Annotated in this window: 20 protein-coding genes; 10 read left to right on the top strand and 10 right to left on the bottom strand. The window is 65.7% G+C overall.

The window, feature by feature from the left end; translation table 11 throughout:
• The 4 genes from I6F20_RS28270 to I6F20_RS28255 all read left to right on the top strand — a co-directional run.
• The coding region (locus I6F20_RS28270; RefSeq protein ID WP_225128785.1) for a chemotaxis protein CheW at positions 1-266 on the top strand (266 nt) is incomplete at its 5' end.
• A 74-nt stretch (positions 267-340) separates the two neighbouring features.
• A complete protein-coding gene (locus tag I6F20_RS28265) occupies positions 341-706 on the top strand; it encodes a response regulator (RefSeq protein ID WP_007600538.1) in 366 nt (121 codons plus the stop codon).
• 75 nt (positions 707-781) lie between these two features.
• Positions 782-1,969 carry a protein-glutamate methylesterase/protein-glutamine glutaminase gene (locus I6F20_RS28260; RefSeq protein ID WP_036036029.1) on the top strand — a complete coding sequence of 396 codons (1,188 nt, stop codon included), beginning with the start codon at positions 782-784 and terminating at the stop codon, positions 1,967-1,969.
• Positions 1,966-2,838 (top strand): CheR family methyltransferase, encoded by an 873-nt coding sequence (locus I6F20_RS28255; protein ID WP_225128783.1) that lies wholly within the window; start codon positions 1,966-1,968, stop codon positions 2,836-2,838. The genes I6F20_RS28260 and I6F20_RS28255 overlap by 4 nt, the downstream gene beginning before the upstream one ends.
• A gap of 157 nt (positions 2,839-2,995) precedes the next feature.
• Here I6F20_RS28255 and I6F20_RS28250 read toward each other — a convergent pair whose 3' ends face one another.
• From I6F20_RS28250 to ctrA, 4 genes are all read right to left on the bottom strand, one after another.
• Positions 2,996-4,156, bottom strand: coding sequence for a glutathionylspermidine synthase family protein (locus tag I6F20_RS28250; RefSeq protein ID WP_036011885.1), 1,161 nt, complete (start codon positions 4,154-4,156; stop codon positions 2,996-2,998).
• A gap of 3 nt (positions 4,157-4,159) precedes the next feature.
• Positions 4,160-4,540, bottom strand: a complete 381-nt coding sequence (locus I6F20_RS28245) for a hypothetical protein (protein ID WP_074448088.1) — start codon at positions 4,538-4,540, stop codon at positions 4,160-4,162.
• A 1-nt stretch (position 4,541) separates the two neighbouring features.
• The gene (locus I6F20_RS28240) at positions 4,542-4,946 is read right to left on the bottom strand and encodes a DUF350 domain-containing protein (protein WP_036011880.1); all 405 of its coding nucleotides are present in this window, start codon (positions 4,944-4,946) and stop codon (positions 4,542-4,544) included.
• 164 nt (positions 4,947-5,110) lie between these two features.
• A complete protein-coding gene (gene ctrA / locus I6F20_RS28235; protein ID WP_016848562.1) occupies positions 5,111-5,812 on the bottom strand; it encodes a response regulator transcription factor CtrA in 702 nt (233 codons plus the stop codon).
• 448 nt (positions 5,813-6,260) lie between these two features.
• Between ctrA and fliI the strand changes: the two genes are divergently transcribed.
• The 6 genes from fliI (at position 6,261) to I6F20_RS28205 (ending at position 12,396) form a co-directional block, all read left to right on the top strand.
• Positions 6,261-7,586: a flagellar protein export ATPase FliI gene (fliI, locus tag I6F20_RS28230; RefSeq protein ID WP_036011877.1), complete on the top strand. Its 1,326-nt coding sequence runs from the start codon at positions 6,261-6,263 to the stop codon at positions 7,584-7,586.
• Positions 7,587-7,707: 121 nt separating this feature from the next.
• Positions 7,708-8,127, top strand: a complete 420-nt coding sequence (fliJ, locus tag I6F20_RS28225; protein WP_025032035.1) for a flagellar export protein FliJ — start codon at positions 7,708-7,710, stop codon at positions 8,125-8,127.
• Between the two features lie 176 nt (positions 8,128-8,303).
• The gene (locus tag I6F20_RS28220; protein ID WP_036011874.1) at positions 8,304-8,849 is read left to right on the top strand and encodes a sigma-70 family RNA polymerase sigma factor; all 546 of its coding nucleotides are present in this window, start codon (positions 8,304-8,306) and stop codon (positions 8,847-8,849) included.
• Between the two features lie 37 nt (positions 8,850-8,886).
• Positions 8,887-9,948 carry an anti-sigma factor gene (locus I6F20_RS28215; protein WP_225115055.1) on the top strand — a complete coding sequence of 354 codons (1,062 nt, stop codon included), beginning with the start codon at positions 8,887-8,889 and terminating at the stop codon, positions 9,946-9,948.
• A 151-nt stretch (positions 9,949-10,099) separates the two neighbouring features.
• Positions 10,100-11,059, top strand: coding sequence for a helix-turn-helix transcriptional regulator (locus I6F20_RS28210; RefSeq protein WP_225128781.1), 960 nt, complete (start codon positions 10,100-10,102; stop codon positions 11,057-11,059).
• 116 nt (positions 11,060-11,175) lie between these two features.
• Positions 11,176-12,396, top strand: coding sequence for an NAD(P)/FAD-dependent oxidoreductase (locus I6F20_RS28205; RefSeq protein WP_225128780.1), 1,221 nt, complete (start codon positions 11,176-11,178; stop codon positions 12,394-12,396).
• A gap of 275 nt (positions 12,397-12,671) precedes the next feature.
• Here the strand turns inward: I6F20_RS28205 and I6F20_RS28200 are convergent, their stop codons facing one another.
• From I6F20_RS28200 to I6F20_RS28175, 6 genes are all read right to left on the bottom strand, one after another.
• Positions 12,672-12,872 carry a hypothetical protein gene (locus tag I6F20_RS28200; protein WP_036011854.1) on the bottom strand — a complete coding sequence of 67 codons (201 nt, stop codon included), beginning with the start codon at positions 12,870-12,872 and terminating at the stop codon, positions 12,672-12,674.
• Positions 12,873-13,166: 294 nt separating this feature from the next.
• On the bottom strand, positions 13,167-15,308 hold the full coding sequence (flhA, locus tag I6F20_RS28195; protein ID WP_225128778.1) for a flagellar biosynthesis protein FlhA: 2,142 nt from the start codon (positions 15,306-15,308) through the stop codon (positions 13,167-13,169).
• 355 nt (positions 15,309-15,663) lie between these two features.
• On the bottom strand, positions 15,664-15,966 hold the full coding sequence (locus I6F20_RS28190) for a copper-binding protein (protein WP_109145202.1): 303 nt from the start codon (positions 15,964-15,966) through the stop codon (positions 15,664-15,666).
• Positions 15,967-15,983: 17 nt separating this feature from the next.
• Complete coding sequence (locus I6F20_RS28185) at positions 15,984-16,439, bottom strand: cupredoxin domain-containing protein (RefSeq protein ID WP_225128803.1); 456 nt, start codon at positions 16,437-16,439, stop codon at positions 15,984-15,986.
• A gap of 32 nt (positions 16,440-16,471) precedes the next feature.
• On the bottom strand, positions 16,472-17,806 hold the full coding sequence (locus I6F20_RS28180) for a multicopper oxidase family protein (protein WP_225128776.1): 1,335 nt from the start codon (positions 17,804-17,806) through the stop codon (positions 16,472-16,474).
• A gap of 14 nt (positions 17,807-17,820) precedes the next feature.
• Positions 17,821-19,248, bottom strand: coding sequence for a TolC family protein (locus I6F20_RS28175; protein WP_225128775.1), 1,428 nt, complete (start codon positions 19,246-19,248; stop codon positions 17,821-17,823).
• Positions 19,249-19,255 lie beyond the last annotated feature (7 nt).

Genomic DNA, 19,255 nt, shown 5'->3' with positions numbered 1-19,255 from the left:
CGCGCCTCGGCCTGCCCAAGGACGAGGACGGCAAGACCGCGATGGCGGTCGGCGTCGACCTGCGCGGCGAATCCTATGGCCTCCTGATCGACCAGATCGGCGAGGTGCTGCGCCTGCCCGAGGACGGCAAGGAAGAAAACCCCGTCAACCTCGACCCCCGCATGGCCAAGCTCGCCGGCGGCGTCCACCGCCTCGACGGCCAGCTCATGGTCGTCCTCGACGTCGACCGCGTCCTCGAGCTCGCGCCCGAGATGATGGCGGCCTGATACGGCGGCATTGCCGCCGAGGGACTTGCGATTGGAAGTGCCCCCGCAAAGGGGGGAAGGAAGCAGAGGTTCACATGCGAACTTGTCTCGTCGTTGATGATTCCAGCGTCATCCGAAAGGTTGCGCGCCGGATCCTGGAGGGGCTCGACTTCCAAATCCTCGAAGCCGAGGACGGTGAGAAGGCGCTGGAGGCCTGCAAGCGCGGCCTGCCGGACGCGGTGCTGCTCGACTGGAACATGCCGGTCATGGATGGCTACGAGTTCCTCGGCCATCTCAGGCGCATGCCCGGCGGCGACCAGCCCAAGGTGGTGTTCTGCACCACCGAGAACGACGTCGCGCATATCGCGCGCGCTCTGCACGCCGGCGCCAACGAATACATCATGAAGCCGTTCGACAAGGACATCGTGACGGCGAAATTTCAGGAAGTCGGCCTGATCTGAGCGATCTCCCGGAGGCTGAACGGATCCTTCGGCGCTTGTTTTCAACTGAACCGTTTCAGTCTGAGTTGGTGTGTAATGAGTGTTGCGTTCGCAGGTAATTCGACCACGGGCACGTCGCGCGAAACCGGGCCGCTGCGGGTGATGATCGTCGACGACTCGGTCGTCATCCGCGGTCTGATCTCGCGCTGGATTGGTGCCGAGCACGACATGGAGGTCGCGGCCTCGCTGCGCACCGGGCTCGAGGCGGTCAACCAGCTCGACCGCATCAATCCCGATGTTGCCGTGCTCGACATCGAAATGCCCGAGCTCGATGGCCTCTCGGCGCTGCCGCAACTGCTCGCCAAGAAGCGCGATCTCGTCATCATCATGGCTTCCACCCTGACCCGCCGCAACGCGGAGATCAGCTTCAAGGCGTTGTCGCTCGGCGCAGCCGACTACATTCCCAAGCCGGAATCGACGCGTGAGGCGTCGGCCGCGGACATTTTCCATCACGACCTGATCCAGAAGATCCGCCATCTCGGCGCGCGGCTGCGTCGCAAGTCTGCGGTTGCGAGTCCGCCGCTGGCGCCGGCGAGCCCGGCTCCCGTCGCGCGCAGTCCTGTCGCGCGGCCTGCCGCGCCTGCGCCCGCTCCGGCCCCCTCGTCAGGCTCGGTGTCAACGCGTCCGTTCTCGACCCAGGCGCCCAAGGTGCTGTTGATCGGCTCCTCGACCGGCGGTCCTCAGGCGCTGATGTCGCTCGTCACCGAGCTCGGCGCCGTGATCGATCGCTTCCCGGTGCTGATCACCCAGCACATGCCGCCGACCTTCACCACCATCCTGGCCGAGCATCTGGCGCGCTCGAGCCGCCGGCCGGCGGCCGAGGCGGTCGACGGCGAGCCGGTCAAGCCGGGACGGATCTACCTCGCACCGGGCGGCAAGCACATGCGCGTCACGCGCAGCGGCGCCGATCCTGTGATCGCGCTCGACGACGGCCCCGCCGTCAATTTCTGCAAGCCTGCGGTCGATCCGCTCTTCACCTCCGCCATTGACGTCTGGCACGGCAACATCCTCTCGGTGATCCTGACCGGCATGGGCTCGGACGGCATGCGCGGCGGCAAGGACATCGTCGCGGCCGGCGGCAGCGTGATTGCGCAGGACGAAGCCTCCAGCGTGGTCTGGGGCATGCCCGGCGCGGCGGCCAATGCCGGCATCTGCGCGGCGATCCTGCCGCTCAACCAGATCGGCGCCAAGGTCAACCGCCTGTTCGCTGGAGACCGCTCGTGACGCCCGCAGATTACGACTATCTGCGCAAGTTCCTGAAAGAGCGCTCCGGTCTCGATCTCTCCGCCGACAAGCAATATCTGGTCGAGAGCCGGCTGCTGCCGCTCGCCCGCAAGGCAAGCGTTCCCGGCATCCCCGACCTCGTCCTGAAGATCAGGAACGGCGACGGCCGGCTTGCGACCGACGTGGTCGAAGCGATGACCACCAACGAGACGTTCTTCTACCGCGACAAGATTCCGTTCGATCACCTGCGCGACAGCATCCTGCCGGGCCTGATCCAGGCGCGCGCGGCGCGCAAGTCGCTTCGCATCTGGTCGGCGGCCGCCTCGACCGGGCAGGAGCCCTATTCGATCGCGATGTGCGTGAAGGAGATGGGCGCGGCGCTCGCGGGGTGGCGCATCGAGATCGTCGCCACCGATCTGTCGCAGGAGGTGCTGGAGAAATCCAAGGCGGGCCTCTACAGCCAGTTCGAGGTGCAGCGCGGCCTGCCGATCCAGCATCTGGTGAAATACTTCACGCAAACCGGCCAGCTCTGGCAGCTCAACGCCGACATTCGCGCCATGGTGCAGTTCCGCCAGCTCAATCTGCTGCAGGACTTCTCCCATCTCGGCACGTTCGACGTGATCTTCTGCCGCAACGTGCTGATCTATTTCGACCAGGACACCAAGGCGGTGATTTTCGAGCGCATGGCGAAGGCCATGGAAGCCGACGGCATGCTGCTGCTGGGCGCTGCCGAATCCGTCGTCGGCATCACCGACGCATTCCGCCCGATCGCGGACCGCCGCGGCCTCTATCAGCTCAACCCCGCGCGCTCCGGCCGTCCGATGGGCGGATTGATGCCGCAGCCGCTGAAGGTCGCCGCGGCGAGATGAGTTCTCTTTGTCATTCCGGGGCCGCGCATAAGCGCGGAGCCCGGAATCCATAACCACAGGCCATCGAAATAGGCAGGCGGTTAGACCAGGGCCATTTCATCCGACTGTGGTTATGGATTCCGGGCTCGCGACTTTGTCGCGCCCCGGAATGACAAAATCACAAAATCGCATGCGGCAAGAACCGCGAGCGGTTGCCCGTGATCGGGCTCTCGTCCTCGCGGATCGATATCCCGCAGGGCTCGTGGTTCACCAGCCAGCTTCCGATCACCGGATAGCAGCCCGAAAAGTTCGGCAGCGGTGCCAGCGCCTGACGTACGAAACCTTCGGCGCCGTACGGCCCCGTCTGCTCGTCGAGCGGCATGCCGCCGGAGACCAGCGTGACATTGGCGCCTTCGCGCGACAGCAGCGGCTTGCGCACATAGGACGTGCCGAGCTCGGCGGCGCGCGGATCGTCCTCGAAGAAGGCCGGCAGCAGATTGGGATGGTTCGGAAACATCTCCCAGAGCAGCGGCAAGATGCCCTTGTTGGAGAGCACCGCCTTCCACGGCGGCTCGATCCAGCGCGTTGGCGCATCCTTCAGCTTTGCGCCGAAGGCGTCCTGGAACATCCATTCCCAGGGATAGAGCTTGAAGGCGAGCGCGATGTCGTTCTCGCCGAGGTCGACGAAGCCGCCGGCCTCGTCGCGCCAGCCGACCTGCTCGATGTCGAGCAGCGTCGTCGAGAGTCCGGCCTGGCGCGCGGTGTCTTCGAGATAAGCGAGCGTGCCGGCGTCCTCTTCGTTGCCGGTGATCCCTGTGAGATGGACGTGACGGCTCCCAGCGATCTCCTTCCATGCCGCGATCAGCCGCTCGTGGATGGAGTTGAATTGGTCGGCACGCGAGGGGATGACGCGGCGTTCGATCGCCTGTTCGAGCCAGGTCCATTGGAACACCGCGGCCTCGAAGATCGAGGTCGGCGTGTCCGCGTTGTATTCGAGCAGCTTTGCCGGCGACTTGCCGTCGAACCTCAGATCGAGCCGGCCGTAGAGGCTGCGGTCGTCGCGCTTCCAGCTCTCGACGATCAGGCCCCAGAACGCTTCCGGAATCTTCAGCCGTCGCAAGGAACGCTCGTCGCCGATGACGCGGCCGGCGAGTTCCAGGCACATCGCGTCGATCTCGCCGGTCGGCGCCTCGATGCCTCGCTCGATCTCCTCCAGCGTAAAGCCATAATAGGCGCGCTCGTCCCAATAGCGCTCGCCGTCGATGGTGTGGAAGACGAAGCCGCATCGTGCGGCGGTCTCCCGCCAGTCGTCGCGCTCGAGGCAGGTGATGCGCTGCATGGATCAGCCGCCGCCCGAGAAGCCGTGGCCGAACGAGCCGAAGCCGCCGCGGCTCACGCTGCTATGGCTGACATTGGACGACGTTCCCGACGAGGAATGGCTGGAGGAATCGCCGCTGAACAAGCTCGATCGCGACGACCAGCGCGAACTGCTGCCGCCCGACGAACTGCTGCTGCTCGTGCAGGTCGTGGTCGTCTGCCCCGGCACGGCGCCGGGCGTGGGCTCGCAGTTCTGCCGCGGCATCAAGGTATAGGCCGTGGTGCCGACGGCGATCGTGCCCATCACCAGCAGCGCGACGTGGCCGGAGCGCTTCACCGGCGGTCGCGGCGGCTCGGCGACTGGCCGGCGCTTGCCGAACTCCTTCTTGGCGGGTTTGTCGGCCATGTCAGTAGATCATGCTGGCGGCGTTCAGCAGGCCCGCGGCGAGCGAGGACAGGCCGAGCCAGATCGCCGGGGCAAGCTCGCCGTCATCGATGCGCCTCGACAAGTCCGGCACCGGAACCTTGACGAGATAGAACACGATGACCTGCACGATCAGCGCGATCGTCGCCCAGATCAGGCAGTCCAGCACGTTGGCCGAATGCGCGATGGCGCTGACCAGCGGCGCCACGAAGCCGAGCAGGCTGAGCCCAAGCGCGATCGCCGCGGCCGGCTGGTTGTCGCGAATGAGCTGGAATTCGTTATGCGCCGTGATGCGGGTGTAGACGAACAGATAGGCCACGATCACGATCAGCCCGGTGCAGAAATAGACCAGGAAGGCGGGCAGGCCGGCGAGTGATTGCAGGATCATCGTTCCCCCATCGTGCAGCGACCATTCGTCGGCAGGGGAAGGCTAGGGGTTCAAACGTTAAGCTTCCAATGAAGCGTCCCCCCAAAAACGAAAACCCCGCCATTTGCGGCGGGGTCCAGGCTGGGAGGAGCGAGCCTGACTGGGCTCGCGACGTAACCCAGGGATCAGGCGGGGATGCGCTCGTCGGCCTCGTGCGGCTCGCGCAGCACGTAGCCGCGGCCCCAGACGGTCTCGATGAAGTTGCGGCCCTCGGAGGCGTTGGCGAGCTTCTTGCGGAGCTTGCAAATGAAGACGTCGATGATCTTCAGTTCGGGCTCGTCCATGCCGCCATAGAGGTGGTTGAGGAACATTTCCTTGGTGAGGGTCGTGCCTTTGCGGAGCGAGAGCAGCTCCAGCATCTGATATTCCTTGCCGGTCAGATGCACGCGCTGACCTCCGACTTCCACCGTCTTGGTGTCGAGGTTGACGACGAGGTCGCCGGTCTGGATGACCGACTGGGCATGGCCCTTGGAGCGGCGCACGATGGCGTGGATGCGGGCCACCAGCTCGTCCTTGTGGAAGGGCTTGGTCATGTAGTCGTCGGCGCCGACGCCGAGACCCTTGACCTTGTCCTCGATGCCGGCGAGGCCGGAGAGGATCAGAATCGGTGTCTTGATCTTGGAGACCCGGAGCTGCTTGAGCACATCGTAGCCGGACATGTCGGGCAGGTTGAGGTCGAGGAGAATAATGTCGTAATCGTATAGTTTACCGAGATCGACGCCTTCTTCCCCCAAATCGGTCGTGTAGACGTTGAAGCTCTCCGACTTCAGCATCAGCTCGATCGACTGCGCGACGGCGCTGTCATCTTCAATCAGCAAAACGCGCATGCCAGTTCCCCATAGTCGCCGCTCCTGGGCGTCAGGTCGGCCGCATTCGCGGCACTCAACAAAACGCCTTTGAACAACTGATTCGGATCCTGACAACAGATGGTTAACAAAGTCTGATTCTGGAACGCAAGTCCCCCCGGTGCAATTTTTGTCGAATCGCCCTAAGGTCTTGCGTACGAAGCAGCTTTCGTTACCCGATTCCGTTCAAGCTCCACTTTAAGAGACGGGCCTAACCGACTCCCGCGACTCAGCCTTCTTCTGAAGGGGAGGCACGCTCAGTCTCAAAGACAGTGACGCAATGATTAATGATGCGGGTAAACACGAAGTTAAGCGCCGTTCAGAAATATGGCGAAACTTAAGGTTTTCACCGTGATGTCCCGGGATCACCGAAGGCGACCATCTCATGAGGACCCTCATATGAAGGTGCGCTGCTGATGAAGGCCCCCCGATGAAGGCGCTGGCCGAACAGATCGGCGATATCGACGGCATCAACATCTATGGCCGCGTGGTCGGCGTTCGCGGTCTGATGGTCGAGGTGGCCGGCCCTATCCACGCGATGTCGGTCGGCGCGCGGCTGGTGATCGAGACCGGCGCCAACCGCACCATTCCGTGCGAGGTGATCGGCTTCTCCGGCAACAATGCCGTGGTGATGCCGTTCGCCGGCCTCGAGGGCGTGCGCCGCGGCTGCAAGGCGGTCATCGCCAATGCCGCCAACCAGGTGAGGCCGTCCGCGGCCTGGCTGGGACGCGTCGTCAATGCGCTGGGCGAGCCGATCGACGGCAAGGGGCCGCTGCCGCAGGGCTCTTCGCCGATGCCGTTCCGCAATACGCCGCCGCCCGCCCATTCGCGCAAGCGCGTCGGCAGCCCGCTCGACCTCGGCGTGCGCGCCATGAACACCTTCCTCACCTGCTGCCGCGGTCAGCGCATGGGCATCTTCGCAGGCTCCGGCGTCGGCAAGTCGGTGCTGCTGTCGATGCTGGCGCGCAACGTCGATGCCGATGTCAGTGTCATCGGGCTGATCGGCGAACGCGGCCGCGAGGTGCAGGAATTCCTGCAGGACGATCTCGGCGAGGAGGGCCTTGCGCGCTCAGTCGTGGTGGTCGCGACCTCCGACGAGCCGGCCCTGATGCGCCGCCAGGCGGCCTACCTCACGCTCGCGGTCGCCGAATATTTTCGCGACGAGGACAAGGACGTGCTCTGCCTGATGGACTCGGTGACGCGCTTTGCGATGGCCCAGCGCGAGATCGGCCTGTCTGCCGGCGAGCCGCCGACGGCCAAGGGTTACACGCCGACCGTCTTCACCGAGTTGCCGAAGCTGCTCGAGCGTGCCGGGCCGGGATTGGGCGAGGGCGCCATCACCGCGATCTTCACGGTGCTGGTCGACGGCGACGACCATAACGAGCCGATCGCCGATGCCGTCCGCGGCATCCTCGACGGCCACATCGTGATGCAGCGCTCGATCGCCGAGCGCGGCCGCTATCCCGCGATCAACATTCTCAAATCCGTCTCGCGCACGATGCCGAAATCGGCCGATCCGCAGTTCTGGCCGGTGATCCAGCGGGCGCGCCAGGTGATGGCGACCTATGCCGACATGGAGGAATTGATCCGTCTCGGCGCCTACCGCGCCGGCTCCAGTCCCGAGGTCGACGAGGCCATCCGCCTCAACGAGCCGCTGGAAGCCTTCCTGCGCCAGCGCAAGGACGAAAAGGCATCGCTCGCGGAGGGCTATCGCCAATTGGCGCAAATCCTCGGCAATTTGGAAACGGAACGCTAACTTTGTCCGGTCATCATCCGATCCCACAGAGTAGCAGAGCCGGTCTGGGCCCCCTTCGGGCCCGTGGGGTGACCGGTATCGTCCCACGTGCAGCGGGGGGACTTCTGGGGAGTACGAGTCGATGAAGTCACGAGATACCCTCATCCGCCTGAAGAAGTTTCAGGTCGACGAGAAGCGCCGCCGGGTCACCCAGATCGAGACCATGATCGCCGACTTCCAGCGCATGTCGGTCGATCTCGAACGCGAGATCCAGACCGAGCAGGAGCGCGCCGGGATCAACGATCCCTCGCACTTCGCCTACCCGACCTACGCCAAAGCCGCGATCCAGCGCCGCGAGAACCTGACCCGCTCGGCCGACGAGCTCAAGGGCCAGCTCGAGGAAGCCAAGGCCGCACTGGCCGAGGCCTTCGAGGAGCTGAAAAAGGTCGAGCTGCTCGACGAGCGCGACCAGGCCCGCGAGCGCGCCGAGGAGAACGCCCGCGAGCAGGCCGACCTCGACAGCATCGGCCTGATGCGTGCCCGCATCGGCGCCGTCGCCTGAGCCGCTAGCCCGCCCCTCCAGGAATTGCCAAAACCCGGACCCGCAAGGTCCGGGTTTTTGCATGTGCTGTCCACAGTGTGGCGCCGCGCCCCTTGGTGGTCCGCTTGGCCGCGCGCTATGGTGGTGCGGTGCCGGGGTCTACGCGGAACGCGACGGCCCGCGTGTTGGGGGGCTGAATGCTGACGCCAGCGGAGCTGGTCGGGTTGATTGAGGCGGTGGCGAAGGGCGATCAGGCCGCGTTCGAGCGCCTCTACGCCGCCACGCGCGCGAAACTCTATGGCGTCGTGCTCCGTATCTTGCGCAGGCAGGATCTCGCGGAGGAGGTCATTCAGGAGACTTACGTCAAGATCTGGAACAGCGCCGGCCAGTTCAATCCGGCCCTGTCCTCGCCGATCACGTGGATGGCCTCGATCGCGCGCAACCGCGCCATCGACGTCGTCCGCAAGAAGTCGGAAGCCTCCATCGAGGAAGAGCCTCAGGCGATGGAGGTCGCGGCCGAAAGTCCCGATCCACTGGCCCGCCGCGAGATGACCGAGGAGCTGAAGCGGCTCTTGGAATGCATCGGCCGGCTCGAGCCGGACCGTCAGAGGCTCGTGCTGCTCGCCTATTACAACGGCTGGAGCCGCGAGCAATTGGCGGAGAAGTTTTCAGCGCCGGTCAACACGGTGAAGACGTGGCTGCGGCGCAGCATGCTGGATATCCGGGAGTGCCTCGGACTGTGATCGCTTGGATGATGAGGGTGGTTCTGGACTGCAATTGATGGCCTACACGGAGGACCATATCGCGCTCGCCGCGGAGTATGCGCTCGGGACGCTCGGCGCCGACGAGCGCGCGCAGGTCGAGACCATGATGGCGGTGGACCCGGCGTTCGCCGAGATCGTGCAGGCGTGGGCCTATCGGCTCGGCGTGCTCAACCAGATGGTCGGCTCGGTCGAGCCGCGTCCGATCGTGTGGGAGAACATCAGGGCGGAGATCGCGCGCACGATCGCCGCGCAGGAGCCGCCTGCGCCTGCCGAAGCTTCGCCGCCACCACAGCCGCCTGTGCCCGAGACGCCCTCACTGGCAGCTGCGGAATCTCCGCCCGAGAGCTCGCAGTCGGCTGAGGTGCAGCAGCCCGAAGCCGCCGCGCCTGAGGCGCCGCGTCCCGAGTTTGATGCTGTTCCGGACATCGCGCCGCAATTCATCCCGCAAGTCCATGCGCCGGATGCCAACCTCGTCCGTGCGGCCCAAGCGCCGGTGGTCGACGACAGCAATGTGATTCGTCTCGAGAGACGGGTGAAGCGCTGGCGCACCATCGCTTCCGCCATGGGCGCGCTCGCGGCCGCGCTGCTCGTAACGCTGTCGCTGCAGATCTTGCTGCCCGACGCGCTGCCGGGCGCTTTGCGTCCCCCGCCGCGCATCCAGACGGTCGAGGTGAAGACGCCGGCCGCGCCGCTCGCCGCCTCCGCGCAATATGTTGCGCTGCTGCAGGGCCAGGGCGGTGGCCCCGCCTTCATCCTCACCATCGACGGCGCGACGCGGAATTTCACGGTGCGGAAGGTCGGCGCGACGCCGGAGCCCGGCAAGAGCTTCGAGCTCTGGCTGATCTCGGACAAGCTGCCGCGCCCGCGCTCGCTCGGCGTGATCGGCGCCGGCGATTTCACCGCGCGTCCACTGCTCGCCTCCTACGATGCCGAGGTCGTCAATAGCGCGACCTTCGCCGTCACCATCGAGCAGGCGGGCGGCTCGCCGAACGGCCAGCCGACCTCCGCCCCGGTGTTTTCCGGCAAGCTGATCGAGACCGTGCCGCCGGCCCAACCGCAGGCGCCCGCGCAAAAATAGGTGCCACGGCGACTGTCGCCACGGTCCATCCCGCTGTCGCAGCCCGACAAGTGCTCCCGAATCCGCCCTCGATTTGAACCTCGCCTCGGTCCACGGCGTCAAATTCCCGGAATTTGAACGCGATTGATGCCGGAAAGGGCGAGAAAATCAGATGGATGCAGCGAGAACGCCGGGCATCTTCCTTCACCAATATGCAGGCCTGCCGCACGGTCCGGCCTTCGAGCATTGGCGCGAGCGGGCCGTCGGTCGCTGCGGCCTCGATATCGGGCCGAGCCATGGCGACAGCATCGATTGCCGGCTGCAGATCAGCGTCGTCGACAACATCACGCTCGCCATTCCGGAAGGCGCCTCGGCGCAATATTCCCGCACGCAGAGCCAACTTGCCGACGGCAGCGACGATCTCGTCCTGATCGCGGCCCACGCAGGGCTCGTCCGCGTCGGGCAGAACGGCCACACCGTCGAGCTCGCGCCCGCCCAGATGGTGCTCGTCGACATGAGCGTGACCGGCACCGTCGGCCACACCGAGGCAGACCGCTTCACCAGCATTCGCATGCCGCGCCGTGCGCTGCTCGACATCAATCCACGCGCCGAGGACAAGCTCTCGCAGGTGCTCGTCGACGGCGCAGTCGCCGAGACCATCTTCCGCTACCACGCGCTCGCCGCCAATCACGCGCCGCATCTCGATGCGGTCGGCCAGCGCCTGACCGCGCAGCACATGGTCGATCTCGTCGGTCTCCTGCTCGGCACCGATGCCGAGCACGCAAGCCGCGCCCGCGGCCGCGGGCAGGCGGCGGCGCGCCTCGATCTCATGCGCGCCGACGTGATGGCCGCACTCGGCCGTAACGATCTCTGCCTCGCCGAAGTTGCGACGCGCTCGGGCCTGAGCCCGCGCCAGGCCCAGCGCCTGTTCGAGCAGGCCGGCACGACCTTCACCGAATTCGTGCTGGAGCAGCGCCTGCTCCACGCGCGCAAGCTGCTCGGCGATCCCCGCGCCAGGATGCGCAAGATCAGCGACATCGCGCATTCCTCCGGCTTCTCCGATCTGTCCTACTTCAACCGCGCCTTCCGCAAGCGCTTCGGCACGACGCCGTCGGAGCTGCGCGAGGCGTAAATCGCGATTTTGTGCAGCGGCGCGGACGCCGCCGCATTTGGTCGGCGCCTGTTGTTGCGCTAGTCTGTCTCCGCGGGCAGGCCGCAGGTTTCCTCGGGAAAGTGCAGTAGGCGGAGATGGCGCGTATCGTCGTGCTCGGCGCCGGGTTTGCGGGGTTGTGGGCGGCCATCGGCGCCGCGCGCAAGCGCGAGGAGATCGGTGCGAGCGATCGCGACATCGAGATCCGTCTCGTCGACCGCAATCCCTATCACAATATCCGCGTGCGCAATTACGAGGCCGATCTCGCCGAGGTCGCGCTTCCGCTTCCGCAACTGCTCGATCCGATCGGCGTCAGCCACGGACTTGGCGAGGTCGAGGCCGTCGATCCGGCCCGGCGCGAAATCTCGCTCGTCACCAGCGCCGGCGCGGAGACGCTGCACTACGACCGCCTGGTGCTGGCGCTCGGCAGCGCGGTGATGGGTCCCGACATTCCCGGCCTTGCCGCGCACGCCTTCGACGTCGACACCTATGCCGCGGCGCTCCGCCTTGAAGATCATCTGGTTTCGCTCGGACGCAGCGCGCCGTCTCCGGGCCATTCAACGGTGGTCGTGGTCGGCGCCGGCTTCACCGGCATCGAAGTCGCAGCTGAGATGCCGGACCGGTTGGCGCGCGCAGGCATCACCGGCAGCCGCCGCATCATCCTGGTCGATCCCAATCCGAGCGTCGGCGCCAGCATCGGCGCGAACGCGCGCCCGGTGATCGAGACGGCCCTGGCTTCGCTCGACATCGAGACGCGGCTCGGCGTGCGTGTCGCCGCGATCGAGGCCGCGGGCATGCGCCTGAGCTCGGGCGAATTCATTCCGGCACGGACGGTGATCTGGTGCGCGGGCATGCGGGCAAGCCCTTTGGCCGCGAGCTTTCCGGGTGGGCGCGATTCCCTCGGGCGTCTCCTCGTCGATCCCTTCATGCGCGTGGCCGATGTCGACGGCGTGTTCGCGGCCGGCGACGTCGCCTCGAGCGTGATCGACGGGCTGCATCCGACGGTGATGTCCTGCCAGTTCGCCCGTCCCATGGGCCGCTTCGCCGGCCACAACGTGGTCGCCGATCTCGTCGGCCTGCCCATGCTGCCGCTGCGGATCGACTGGTACGTCACCGTGCTCGACCTCGGCGGCTGGGGCGCGCTCTATACCGAAGGATGGAATCGCGAGGTCCGTGCCACAGGCGCGGAGGCAAAGGCGACCAAACAGACCATCAACCGCAAGCGCATCTATCCGCCGCTCTCGGGACGCAGGGACGAGCTGTTCGCTGCCGCCGCCCCGACCGTGCAGGCGCCGCCGCCGACTTACGGGGCGCGATAGTTGGCGACGGCGTGCCGCTTGCTCCGTCATTGCGAGCGCAGCGAAGCAATCCAGAGTCTTTCCGCGGAGGCAGTCTGGATTGCTTCGCTGCGCTCGCAATGACGAATTGGACGCGCGGGCGCTCGCAATGACGAGATACCAGAAATGGGAAAGCGCCCGTGGGGGGCGGGCGCTTTCTGTAGTCGACTTGGGGTTGGGGTCGTCTACATATCCACGTGGCGACTTTGGGGGGCTGGTAAAGAGCCGCGTGAATTCACAAAACTCGTCAGATCTCCTTAGCGAACGAGGGACGCGTTCGAACTGGTGACAACGACCGGCTTGCCGGCCTTGATGACGCGGGCGGTCTGGGTCAGGCCTTCATCCGAACCCGAGCGCGCCGTAATGCCGAGGCCAGCCACCGCGATCCCTGCGACGAGGGCGACGACCACGATTTTCAAATGGGTCGCGCGATCTGCGCTGTAGATCGAGTGGTTCATGGAAGCCTCCTGCCGCCATCTACCCGAAGTAGTCGCCGGCCATTTGAGGCAGGTTCATGCTTCCGGTGCCCATCAACCTAGTATCGGGGGGATTCGTTCCCAAGGGGCCATCACAAGGGCGTGATATGACGTGATAGATCGCGATCAAAGGCGACCCTTGATCGTTCTTTTGTATAATTATTTCAAAGCTGTAATGAGCCTAGTGCCGGGCTTTTGAGGCCTTGGTCGACAAGGCGCCAGGAACTCAAAAACCATTTGCCTGTGGCTGAAAAACATACGGCTTCTTAAGGCAAATCAGATGCTTCCGACGGTTTTCAGCCTCGCCCTGGGGTGGATTTCGGCCTGCGACAGCACGGTGGTCTGGGCCCGGAACCGTTCCACCAGGGAGCGCACCAAGGGCCGAATGGAAGCGGAGGTGACCAGCACCGGCGCCTCGCCTTCGCGGGCGGCGCGCTCGAAGGCCTCGCGCACGGCAGTCATGAATTCCGAGAGTTTCGAGGGCTGCATGGCAAGGCTCCGCTCCTCGCCCTGGCCGATGATGGATTCGGCAAAAGCCTGCTCCCATTTCGCCGACAGTGCGATCAGCGGCAGATAGCCGGCGTAGGAGGTGTTCTGCGCGCAAATCTGCCGCGCTAGGCGGGCGCGGACGTGCTCGACCATGGTCGCGGGGTTGCGCGAGAAGGCGAGCGAATCCGCGATGCCTTCGAGGATGGTCGAGAGGTCGCGGATCGAGATGCGCTCGGCGAGCAGCAGCTGCAGCACGCGCTGGATGCCGGAGACCGTGACCTGGCCCGGGACGATGTCCTTGACCAGCTCGCTCTGCTCCTTCGGCAGCTCCTTGAGCAGCTTCTGCACCTCGCCGTAGGACAACAGGTCCGACATGTTGGCCTTGAGCAGCTCGGTGAGATGGGTCGAGAGGACGGTCGCAGCGTCGACGACCGTGTAGCCCTTGAGCGAGGCCTCCTCCTTCAGGCTGGCATCGACCCAGGTCGCGGGCAGGCCGAAGGTCGGCTCGGTGGTGTGGATGCCGGGCACCTGCACCTGGCCGCCGCCGGGGTCCATGACCATGAACTGGTTCGGCCAGATCTTCCCGGTGCCGGCGTCGACCTCCTTGATCTTGATGATGTAGGTGTTGGCCTCGAGCTGGACGTTATCGAGGATGCGCACCGCCGGCATCACGAAGCCCATCTCGATCGCGAGCGAACGGCGCAGCGCCTTGATCTGCTCGGTGAGGCGGTCGGTGCCGTCAGGGCCGTTGACCAGCGGCAGCAGGGCGTAGCCGAGTTCGATCTTAAGGTCGTCGATCTTGAGCGCGGCCGAGATCGGCTCTTCCGTCGCGGCAGCGCCCGGCGCACCCGGCGTTCCCGGAGCGGGCGCGGCGTGAACGGCGGCTTCGGCCTTGGCCGCCACGCGGTTGCGGTTGCGGGCGTTCCAGGCCAGCGCGCCGGCGCCGGCGCCGAGCGCGAGGAAGGGCAGGGTCGGAATGCCCGGCAGCGCCGCCAGCACCAGCATCACCGCCGAGGACATCGCCAGCGCCTGCGGATAGCCGGAGAACTGCTTCATGAGCGCCTTGTCGGCGGCGCCGGAGACGCCGGCCTTGGAGACGAGCAGGCCGGCCGCGGTCGAGACGATCAGCGCCGGCACCTGGGTGACAAGGCCGTCACCGACGGTCAGCAGCGTGTAGGTGCGCCCCGCGTCGGCGAAGGACATGCCCTGCTGCGCGACGCCGATGATGATGCCGCCGACGACGTTGATGAACACGACCAGGAGGCCGGCGATGGCGTCGCCCCGGACGAACTTGGAGGCGCCGTCCATGGCGCCGAAGAAGCCGCTCTCGTCCTCGAGCTCCTTGCGCCGCTCCTTGGCGACCTTCTCGTCGATCAGGCCGGCGCCGAGGTCGGCGTCGATCGCCATCTGCTTGCCGGGCATGGCGTCGAGGTGGAAGCGGGCGGCGACTTCGGCGATGCGGCCCGAGCCCTTGGTGATGACGACGAAATTGACGATGATCAGGATGGCGAAGACGATGATGCCGATGACGAAATTGCCGCCCATCACGAAGTTGCCGAAGGCCTCGATGACGTGACCGGCGGCGGCCGTGCCCTCGTGCCCGTGCGACAGGATCAGCCGGGTTGAGGCCATGTTGAGCGAGAGCCGCAGCATAGTCGAGATCAGGAGGACGGTCGGGAAGGCCGAGAACTCCAGCGGCGTCTGGATGAACAGCGACGTCATCAGGATCAGGATCGAGAGCGTGATCGAGATCGCCAGGAACACGTCCAGCACGATCGCGGGCAGCGGCAGGATCAGCACCACCAGGATGGTGAGAACGCCGAGCGCCAGCGCGATGTCGCCGCGCTTGAGGACGGTGACGATGTCATTGAGGGAAGGGATCGAGGGCCTTGCGCTGCCTACGCCCTGTCCTGCCGTGACGTCGACCATGGTAGCTGCCTCCCCGCGCGACTGCCGTCCGCGCGCCCCAAACGTCTGCGCGGCGGCCGACGGGCCGCCGTTCCGAAAGTGAGGCACCGCACTGGCGTCCACGGGAGCTCCCGTTCTAAACGCGGCCGACGACACTCGACTTCACCCGGCAATTCTTGCCGGGTGTATGGTTAGCAAAGGGTTAACGGAGGGGGTGGGAGGAGTTCAGACCGGGATGTTTCGGGGGCGGGTTGTCATTCCGGGGCGATGCGGAGCATCGAGCCCGGAATCCATCGGGCCGCAGGTATGGTGGTGAAATGGATTCCGGGCTCGCGCCAAGAGGCGCGCCCCGGAATGACGGGCAGGCGAGGCTGCCCTACTTCGCCTTCTGCATCTTGGTCACCGTGTAGCCCGACGACCCTTCCTCGGCCTCGAAGGTGATCTTGTCGCCGACCTTCACCTGCTTGAGCATGGCGGGATCCTTGACCCGATAGACCATGGTCATGGGGTCCTCCATGCCGAGGCTCTTGGCCGGGCCGTGCTTGAGCGTGATCTTGCCGGCGCCTTCGTCGATCTTCTTGACCTCGCCGCTGATCGCGGCGCCCTCTGCGGCGAGGGTTGCGGTCGCGAGGCCGACGCTCAGCGCCAGCGCGGCAGTGATATTGATGATGCGATTCATGTGGATCTCCTCTCGCGTTACTTCACGTTGACCTGGCCGACCATGCCGTACTCGCGGTGGTCGGGAATGAGGCACGAATATTCGAAGGTGCCGCGCTTGCTGAACTTCCAGAGGATCTCGGTCGTCTTTTTTGGGGCAAGCCGCGCCGCATTGGGCTCGTCGTGCTCCATGTGCGGATGCTTCTTCATCTGATCCGCATGCGCGAGGTTCTCCTTGGTCGTGGCCAGCAGGAATTCGTGGTCCTCCTTGCCGACATTGCGCAGCACGAATCGGATCTGCTCGCCGCGCTTCACCTCGATTTTCGCGGGCGTGTAGTCCATCTCGTTCATCAGGATCTCGATGGTGCGCGCGGGCTTCTTGGGATCGCCGGGCTCGCCGGCTGAATAGTTTCCGTGCCCGTGCTTGTCGTGCGCAAAGGCTGGCGCGGTGGAAAGCGCAGCCAGCGCGAGGGCGAGCCTGATCGTGGTCTTCATCGTGGTCTCCGGTTGGTGGTTCATCGAAACGCTCACATCTTGTGCTTCATCGGCGGACTGCCGGATTTCTGCCGCGCTGGCTCCGGGGTGGGTGCGGCGACTTCGTAGGCGACAGTGCCTTTCGGGAATTTGTACGGACCGGGATCGCGGTAATCGTCGCGCGCGAGGTCCTCGCGGATCTTCATCACCGTGAACATACCGCCCATCTCGATCGGCCCGAACTGGCCGGTGCCGGTCATCATCGGCAGCATGTTGTCGGGAGCAGGCATCTCCATGTTGCCCATCGCCATGCCGGTCGAGCCCATGGCCATGCCGTCGGGCGCGAGCTTGCCGACGGCCTTGGCGAGGTCCTTGCGCGACACGCCGATCAGGTTGCGCACGTCGTGTCCCATCGAATTCATGGTGTGGTGCGACTTGTGGCAATGGAACGCCCAGTCGCCGGGATTGTCGGCGAGCACGTCGAACACCCTGATGGCGCCGACCGGGACGTCGGTGGTCGTCTCCGGGATCTGCGCGCTCTCTTGAATCCAGCCGCCATCGGTGCAGGTCACCGCAAAGCTGTGGCCATGCAAATGGATCGGATGGTTGGTCATGCTGAGATTGCCGATGCGCACGCGCACCTTGTCGCCGAGCCTGACCGGCAGCGGATCGATTCCAGGAAAGACCCGCGCGTTCCAGGTCCACATGTTGAAGTCCGTCATCTCATTGACGTGCGGCAGGTAGGTGCCGGGGTCGACGCGATAGGTGCTCATCACGAACACGAAGTCGCGGTCGACGGCGCGGAAACTCGGGTCACGCGGGTGCACGATGAACATGCCCATCATGCCCATCGCCATCTGCACCATCTCGTCGGAATGCGGGTGGTACATGAAGGTTCCGCTCTTCTTCATCTCGAACTCGTAGACGAAGGTCTTGCCCGGCTGGATGTGCGGCTGGGTCAATCCGCCGACGCCGTCCATGCCGCTCGGGATGATCATGCCGTGCCAGTGGACCGTGGTGTATTCGGGCAGTCTGTTGGTGACGAAGATGCGGACCTTGTCGCCCTCGACGGCCTCGATGGTCGGGCCCGGCGATTGCCCGTTGTAGCCCCACAAATTCACCTTCATGCCCTCGGCGAACTCGCGAACCACCGGCTCGGCGACGAGATGGAATTCCTTCCAGTCGCCGTTCATGCGGAACGGCAGCGACCAGCCGTTCAGCGTGACCACGGGGCGATAATCCGGGCCGCTGGTCGGATGCAGCGGCGGCTGCATCACCACCTTGTCCATGGTGGGGGCTTCCGGGATAGACGCGGCCTGGACGCGGCCTTGAATGGCCGATGCGCCGACAAGCGCGGCGGTCCCTAAAAATCCTCGGCGAGAAAACATCTTGGCCTCCGTCTTTAGTGGCCGCCGCCTTCGGCAGGAGCTGCCGCGGCAACGGTGGTTGGATTGTCGGCGCCGCCGGCGGGCAGACCGCCGCCGTTGACCGCGATCTGCAGATCGGCCTGGGCGAGGAAGAATCTCTGCCTGGCGTCGATCGCGCCGCGCAGCGCCGCGAGGCGCTGCCGCGCTTCGGTGAGCAGCGCGAAGATGTCGACCTGCATGCTGGAGAAGCGCAGCTGCATCTCCTCGGTGATGATCTTTCGCAACGGGATGATCTCGCGCTGGTAGTGGCCGGCGATGTCGTAAGTGGAGCGGTAGACGCGATAGGCGTCGCGCGCCTCGGAGCGCACATTAACGGCCCGCTCGGTCAGGCGATTGAACGCGAGGTTGTAGGTCTCGGCGGCCTGGCGCACGCGCACCTCGCCGCCGTCGAAGATCGGAATCTGGAACTGCAGGTCGAAGCCGCGCTCGCGGAACGGCGGCCCTTCCGGATCCTGGGTGCGGCGGGAGATGCCGGCGATATCGAGCAGCGTCACAAAGCGCGTCGCCTCGGTGAGGTTCAGCGCCTTCGCCAGCGCGGCCAGCTCAAGCCGCGCGACCTGCAGGTCGAGGCGATGCGCGACCGCATCGGCCTCGATCGTGGGGAGGGCCAGCGGCCGGCGCGGCAGCGGCGGCAGTTGATTGGGCAGGCGGAAGTCGAGACCGTCGTCCCACAGCCCCATGAGGCGCGCCAGCCTTTCGCGCGCGCTTCCCGCTGCCTGTCGCGCGCTGGCGAGGTCGGCGGTGGTCTCGGCATAGAACACCTGCTCGCGGGCTTGGTCGAGCTTGTTGAGCGAGCCGGTCTCGCCGAGCTTGAGCGCGAGCTGTGCGGTCGATTCCGCCGTCGCCTTCGCGTCGGTCAGCAGCCCCACCATCTCGTTGGCGGCAACCGCACGGACATAGGCGCGGCGCACGTCCGAGGCGAGCCGCAGCGTCGCCAGCGCGGCGCGCAGCTGCGCTCCGCGGAAGCGTTCCCGAGCGATCTCGGACCGGAACGGCAGGGTGGCGAGCGCGAGGATGTCGCCGACCACTTGGCGTTCGATCTCGCTGGCGCCATTGCCGGTGATGCGAGAGACTGCGAACACCGGATTGGCCGGCAGGCTCTGCTCGACCAGCTCGGTCTCCGCCAGCGCCAGCTCGTTGTAGACTGCCTGCAGTCCCTTGTTGTTGAGCAGCGCGATCTGCACGGCGGCGTCAACGCTGAGCGTGCGCGAGAGCAGCTGGCGGACGCGGGCATCGACCGCGGCGGCGCCCTCGGCCGAGCGCACGAAAGCGACGTCCTTGTTGATGGCCTGGCTCGTCAGATCCGAGACCGCGCTCATGCCCCTGTCGGGCGAGAACGCGGCGCAGCCGGAAAGTCCGAGCGCCGCGAGCACGAGCAGGCCCCGCGCAAAATGCTGTGACATGGCGCGC

It is taken from the genome of Bradyrhizobium sp. IC3123 (assembly GCF_020193625.1).
Lineage (GTDB): Bacteria > Pseudomonadota > Alphaproteobacteria > Rhizobiales > Xanthobacteraceae > Bradyrhizobium > Bradyrhizobium yuanmingense.
The sequence above is the reverse complement of the archived record's forward strand: the minus strand, read 5'-3'. Positions and strand labels throughout refer to the sequence as shown.

Excerpts from the sequence above, each read along its gene's own strand:
- I6F20_RS28265 (WP_007600538.1), top strand. The coding sequence starts at position 341 with ATGCGAACTTGTCTCGTCGTTGATGATTCCAGCGTCATCCGAAAGGTT.
- I6F20_RS28260 (WP_036036029.1), top strand. The coding sequence starts at position 782 with ATGAGTGTTGCGTTCGCAGGTAATTCGACCACGGGCACGTCGCGCGAA.
- I6F20_RS28250 (WP_036011885.1), bottom strand. The coding sequence starts at position 4,156 with ATGCAGCGCATCACCTGCCTCGAGCGCGACGACTGGCGGGAGACCGCC.
- I6F20_RS28245 (WP_074448088.1), bottom strand. The coding sequence starts at position 4,540 with ATGGCCGACAAACCCGCCAAGAAGGAGTTCGGCAAGCGCCGGCCAGTC.
- I6F20_RS28240 (WP_036011880.1), bottom strand. The coding sequence starts at position 4,946 with ATGATCCTGCAATCACTCGCCGGCCTGCCCGCCTTCCTGGTCTATTTC.
- ctrA (WP_016848562.1), bottom strand. The coding sequence starts at position 5,812 with ATGCGCGTTTTGCTGATTGAAGATGACAGCGCCGTCGCGCAGTCGATC.
- fliI (WP_036011877.1), top strand. The coding sequence starts at position 6,261 with ATGAAGGCGCTGGCCGAACAGATCGGCGATATCGACGGCATCAACATC.
- fliJ (WP_025032035.1), top strand. The coding sequence starts at position 7,708 with ATGAAGTCACGAGATACCCTCATCCGCCTGAAGAAGTTTCAGGTCGAC.
- I6F20_RS28220 (WP_036011874.1), top strand. The coding sequence starts at position 8,304 with ATGCTGACGCCAGCGGAGCTGGTCGGGTTGATTGAGGCGGTGGCGAAG.
- I6F20_RS28215 (WP_225115055.1), top strand. The coding sequence starts at position 8,887 with ATGGCCTACACGGAGGACCATATCGCGCTCGCCGCGGAGTATGCGCTC.
- I6F20_RS28210 (WP_225128781.1), top strand. The coding sequence starts at position 10,100 with ATGGATGCAGCGAGAACGCCGGGCATCTTCCTTCACCAATATGCAGGC.
- I6F20_RS28205 (WP_225128780.1), top strand. The coding sequence starts at position 11,176 with ATGGCGCGTATCGTCGTGCTCGGCGCCGGGTTTGCGGGGTTGTGGGCG.
- I6F20_RS28200 (WP_036011854.1), bottom strand. The coding sequence starts at position 12,872 with ATGAACCACTCGATCTACAGCGCAGATCGCGCGACCCATTTGAAAATC.
- flhA (WP_225128778.1), bottom strand. The coding sequence starts at position 15,308 with ATGGTCGACGTCACGGCAGGACAGGGCGTAGGCAGCGCAAGGCCCTCG.
- I6F20_RS28190 (WP_109145202.1), bottom strand. The coding sequence starts at position 15,966 with ATGAATCGCATCATCAATATCACTGCCGCGCTGGCGCTGAGCGTCGGC.
- I6F20_RS28185 (WP_225128803.1), bottom strand. The coding sequence starts at position 16,439 with ATGAAGACCACGATCAGGCTCGCCCTCGCGCTGGCTGCGCTTTCCACC.
- I6F20_RS28180 (WP_225128776.1), bottom strand. The coding sequence starts at position 17,806 with ATGTTTTCTCGCCGAGGATTTTTAGGGACCGCCGCGCTTGTCGGCGCA.
- I6F20_RS28175 (WP_225128775.1), bottom strand. The coding sequence starts at position 19,248 with ATGTCACAGCATTTTGCGCGGGGCCTGCTCGTGCTCGCGGCGCTCGGA.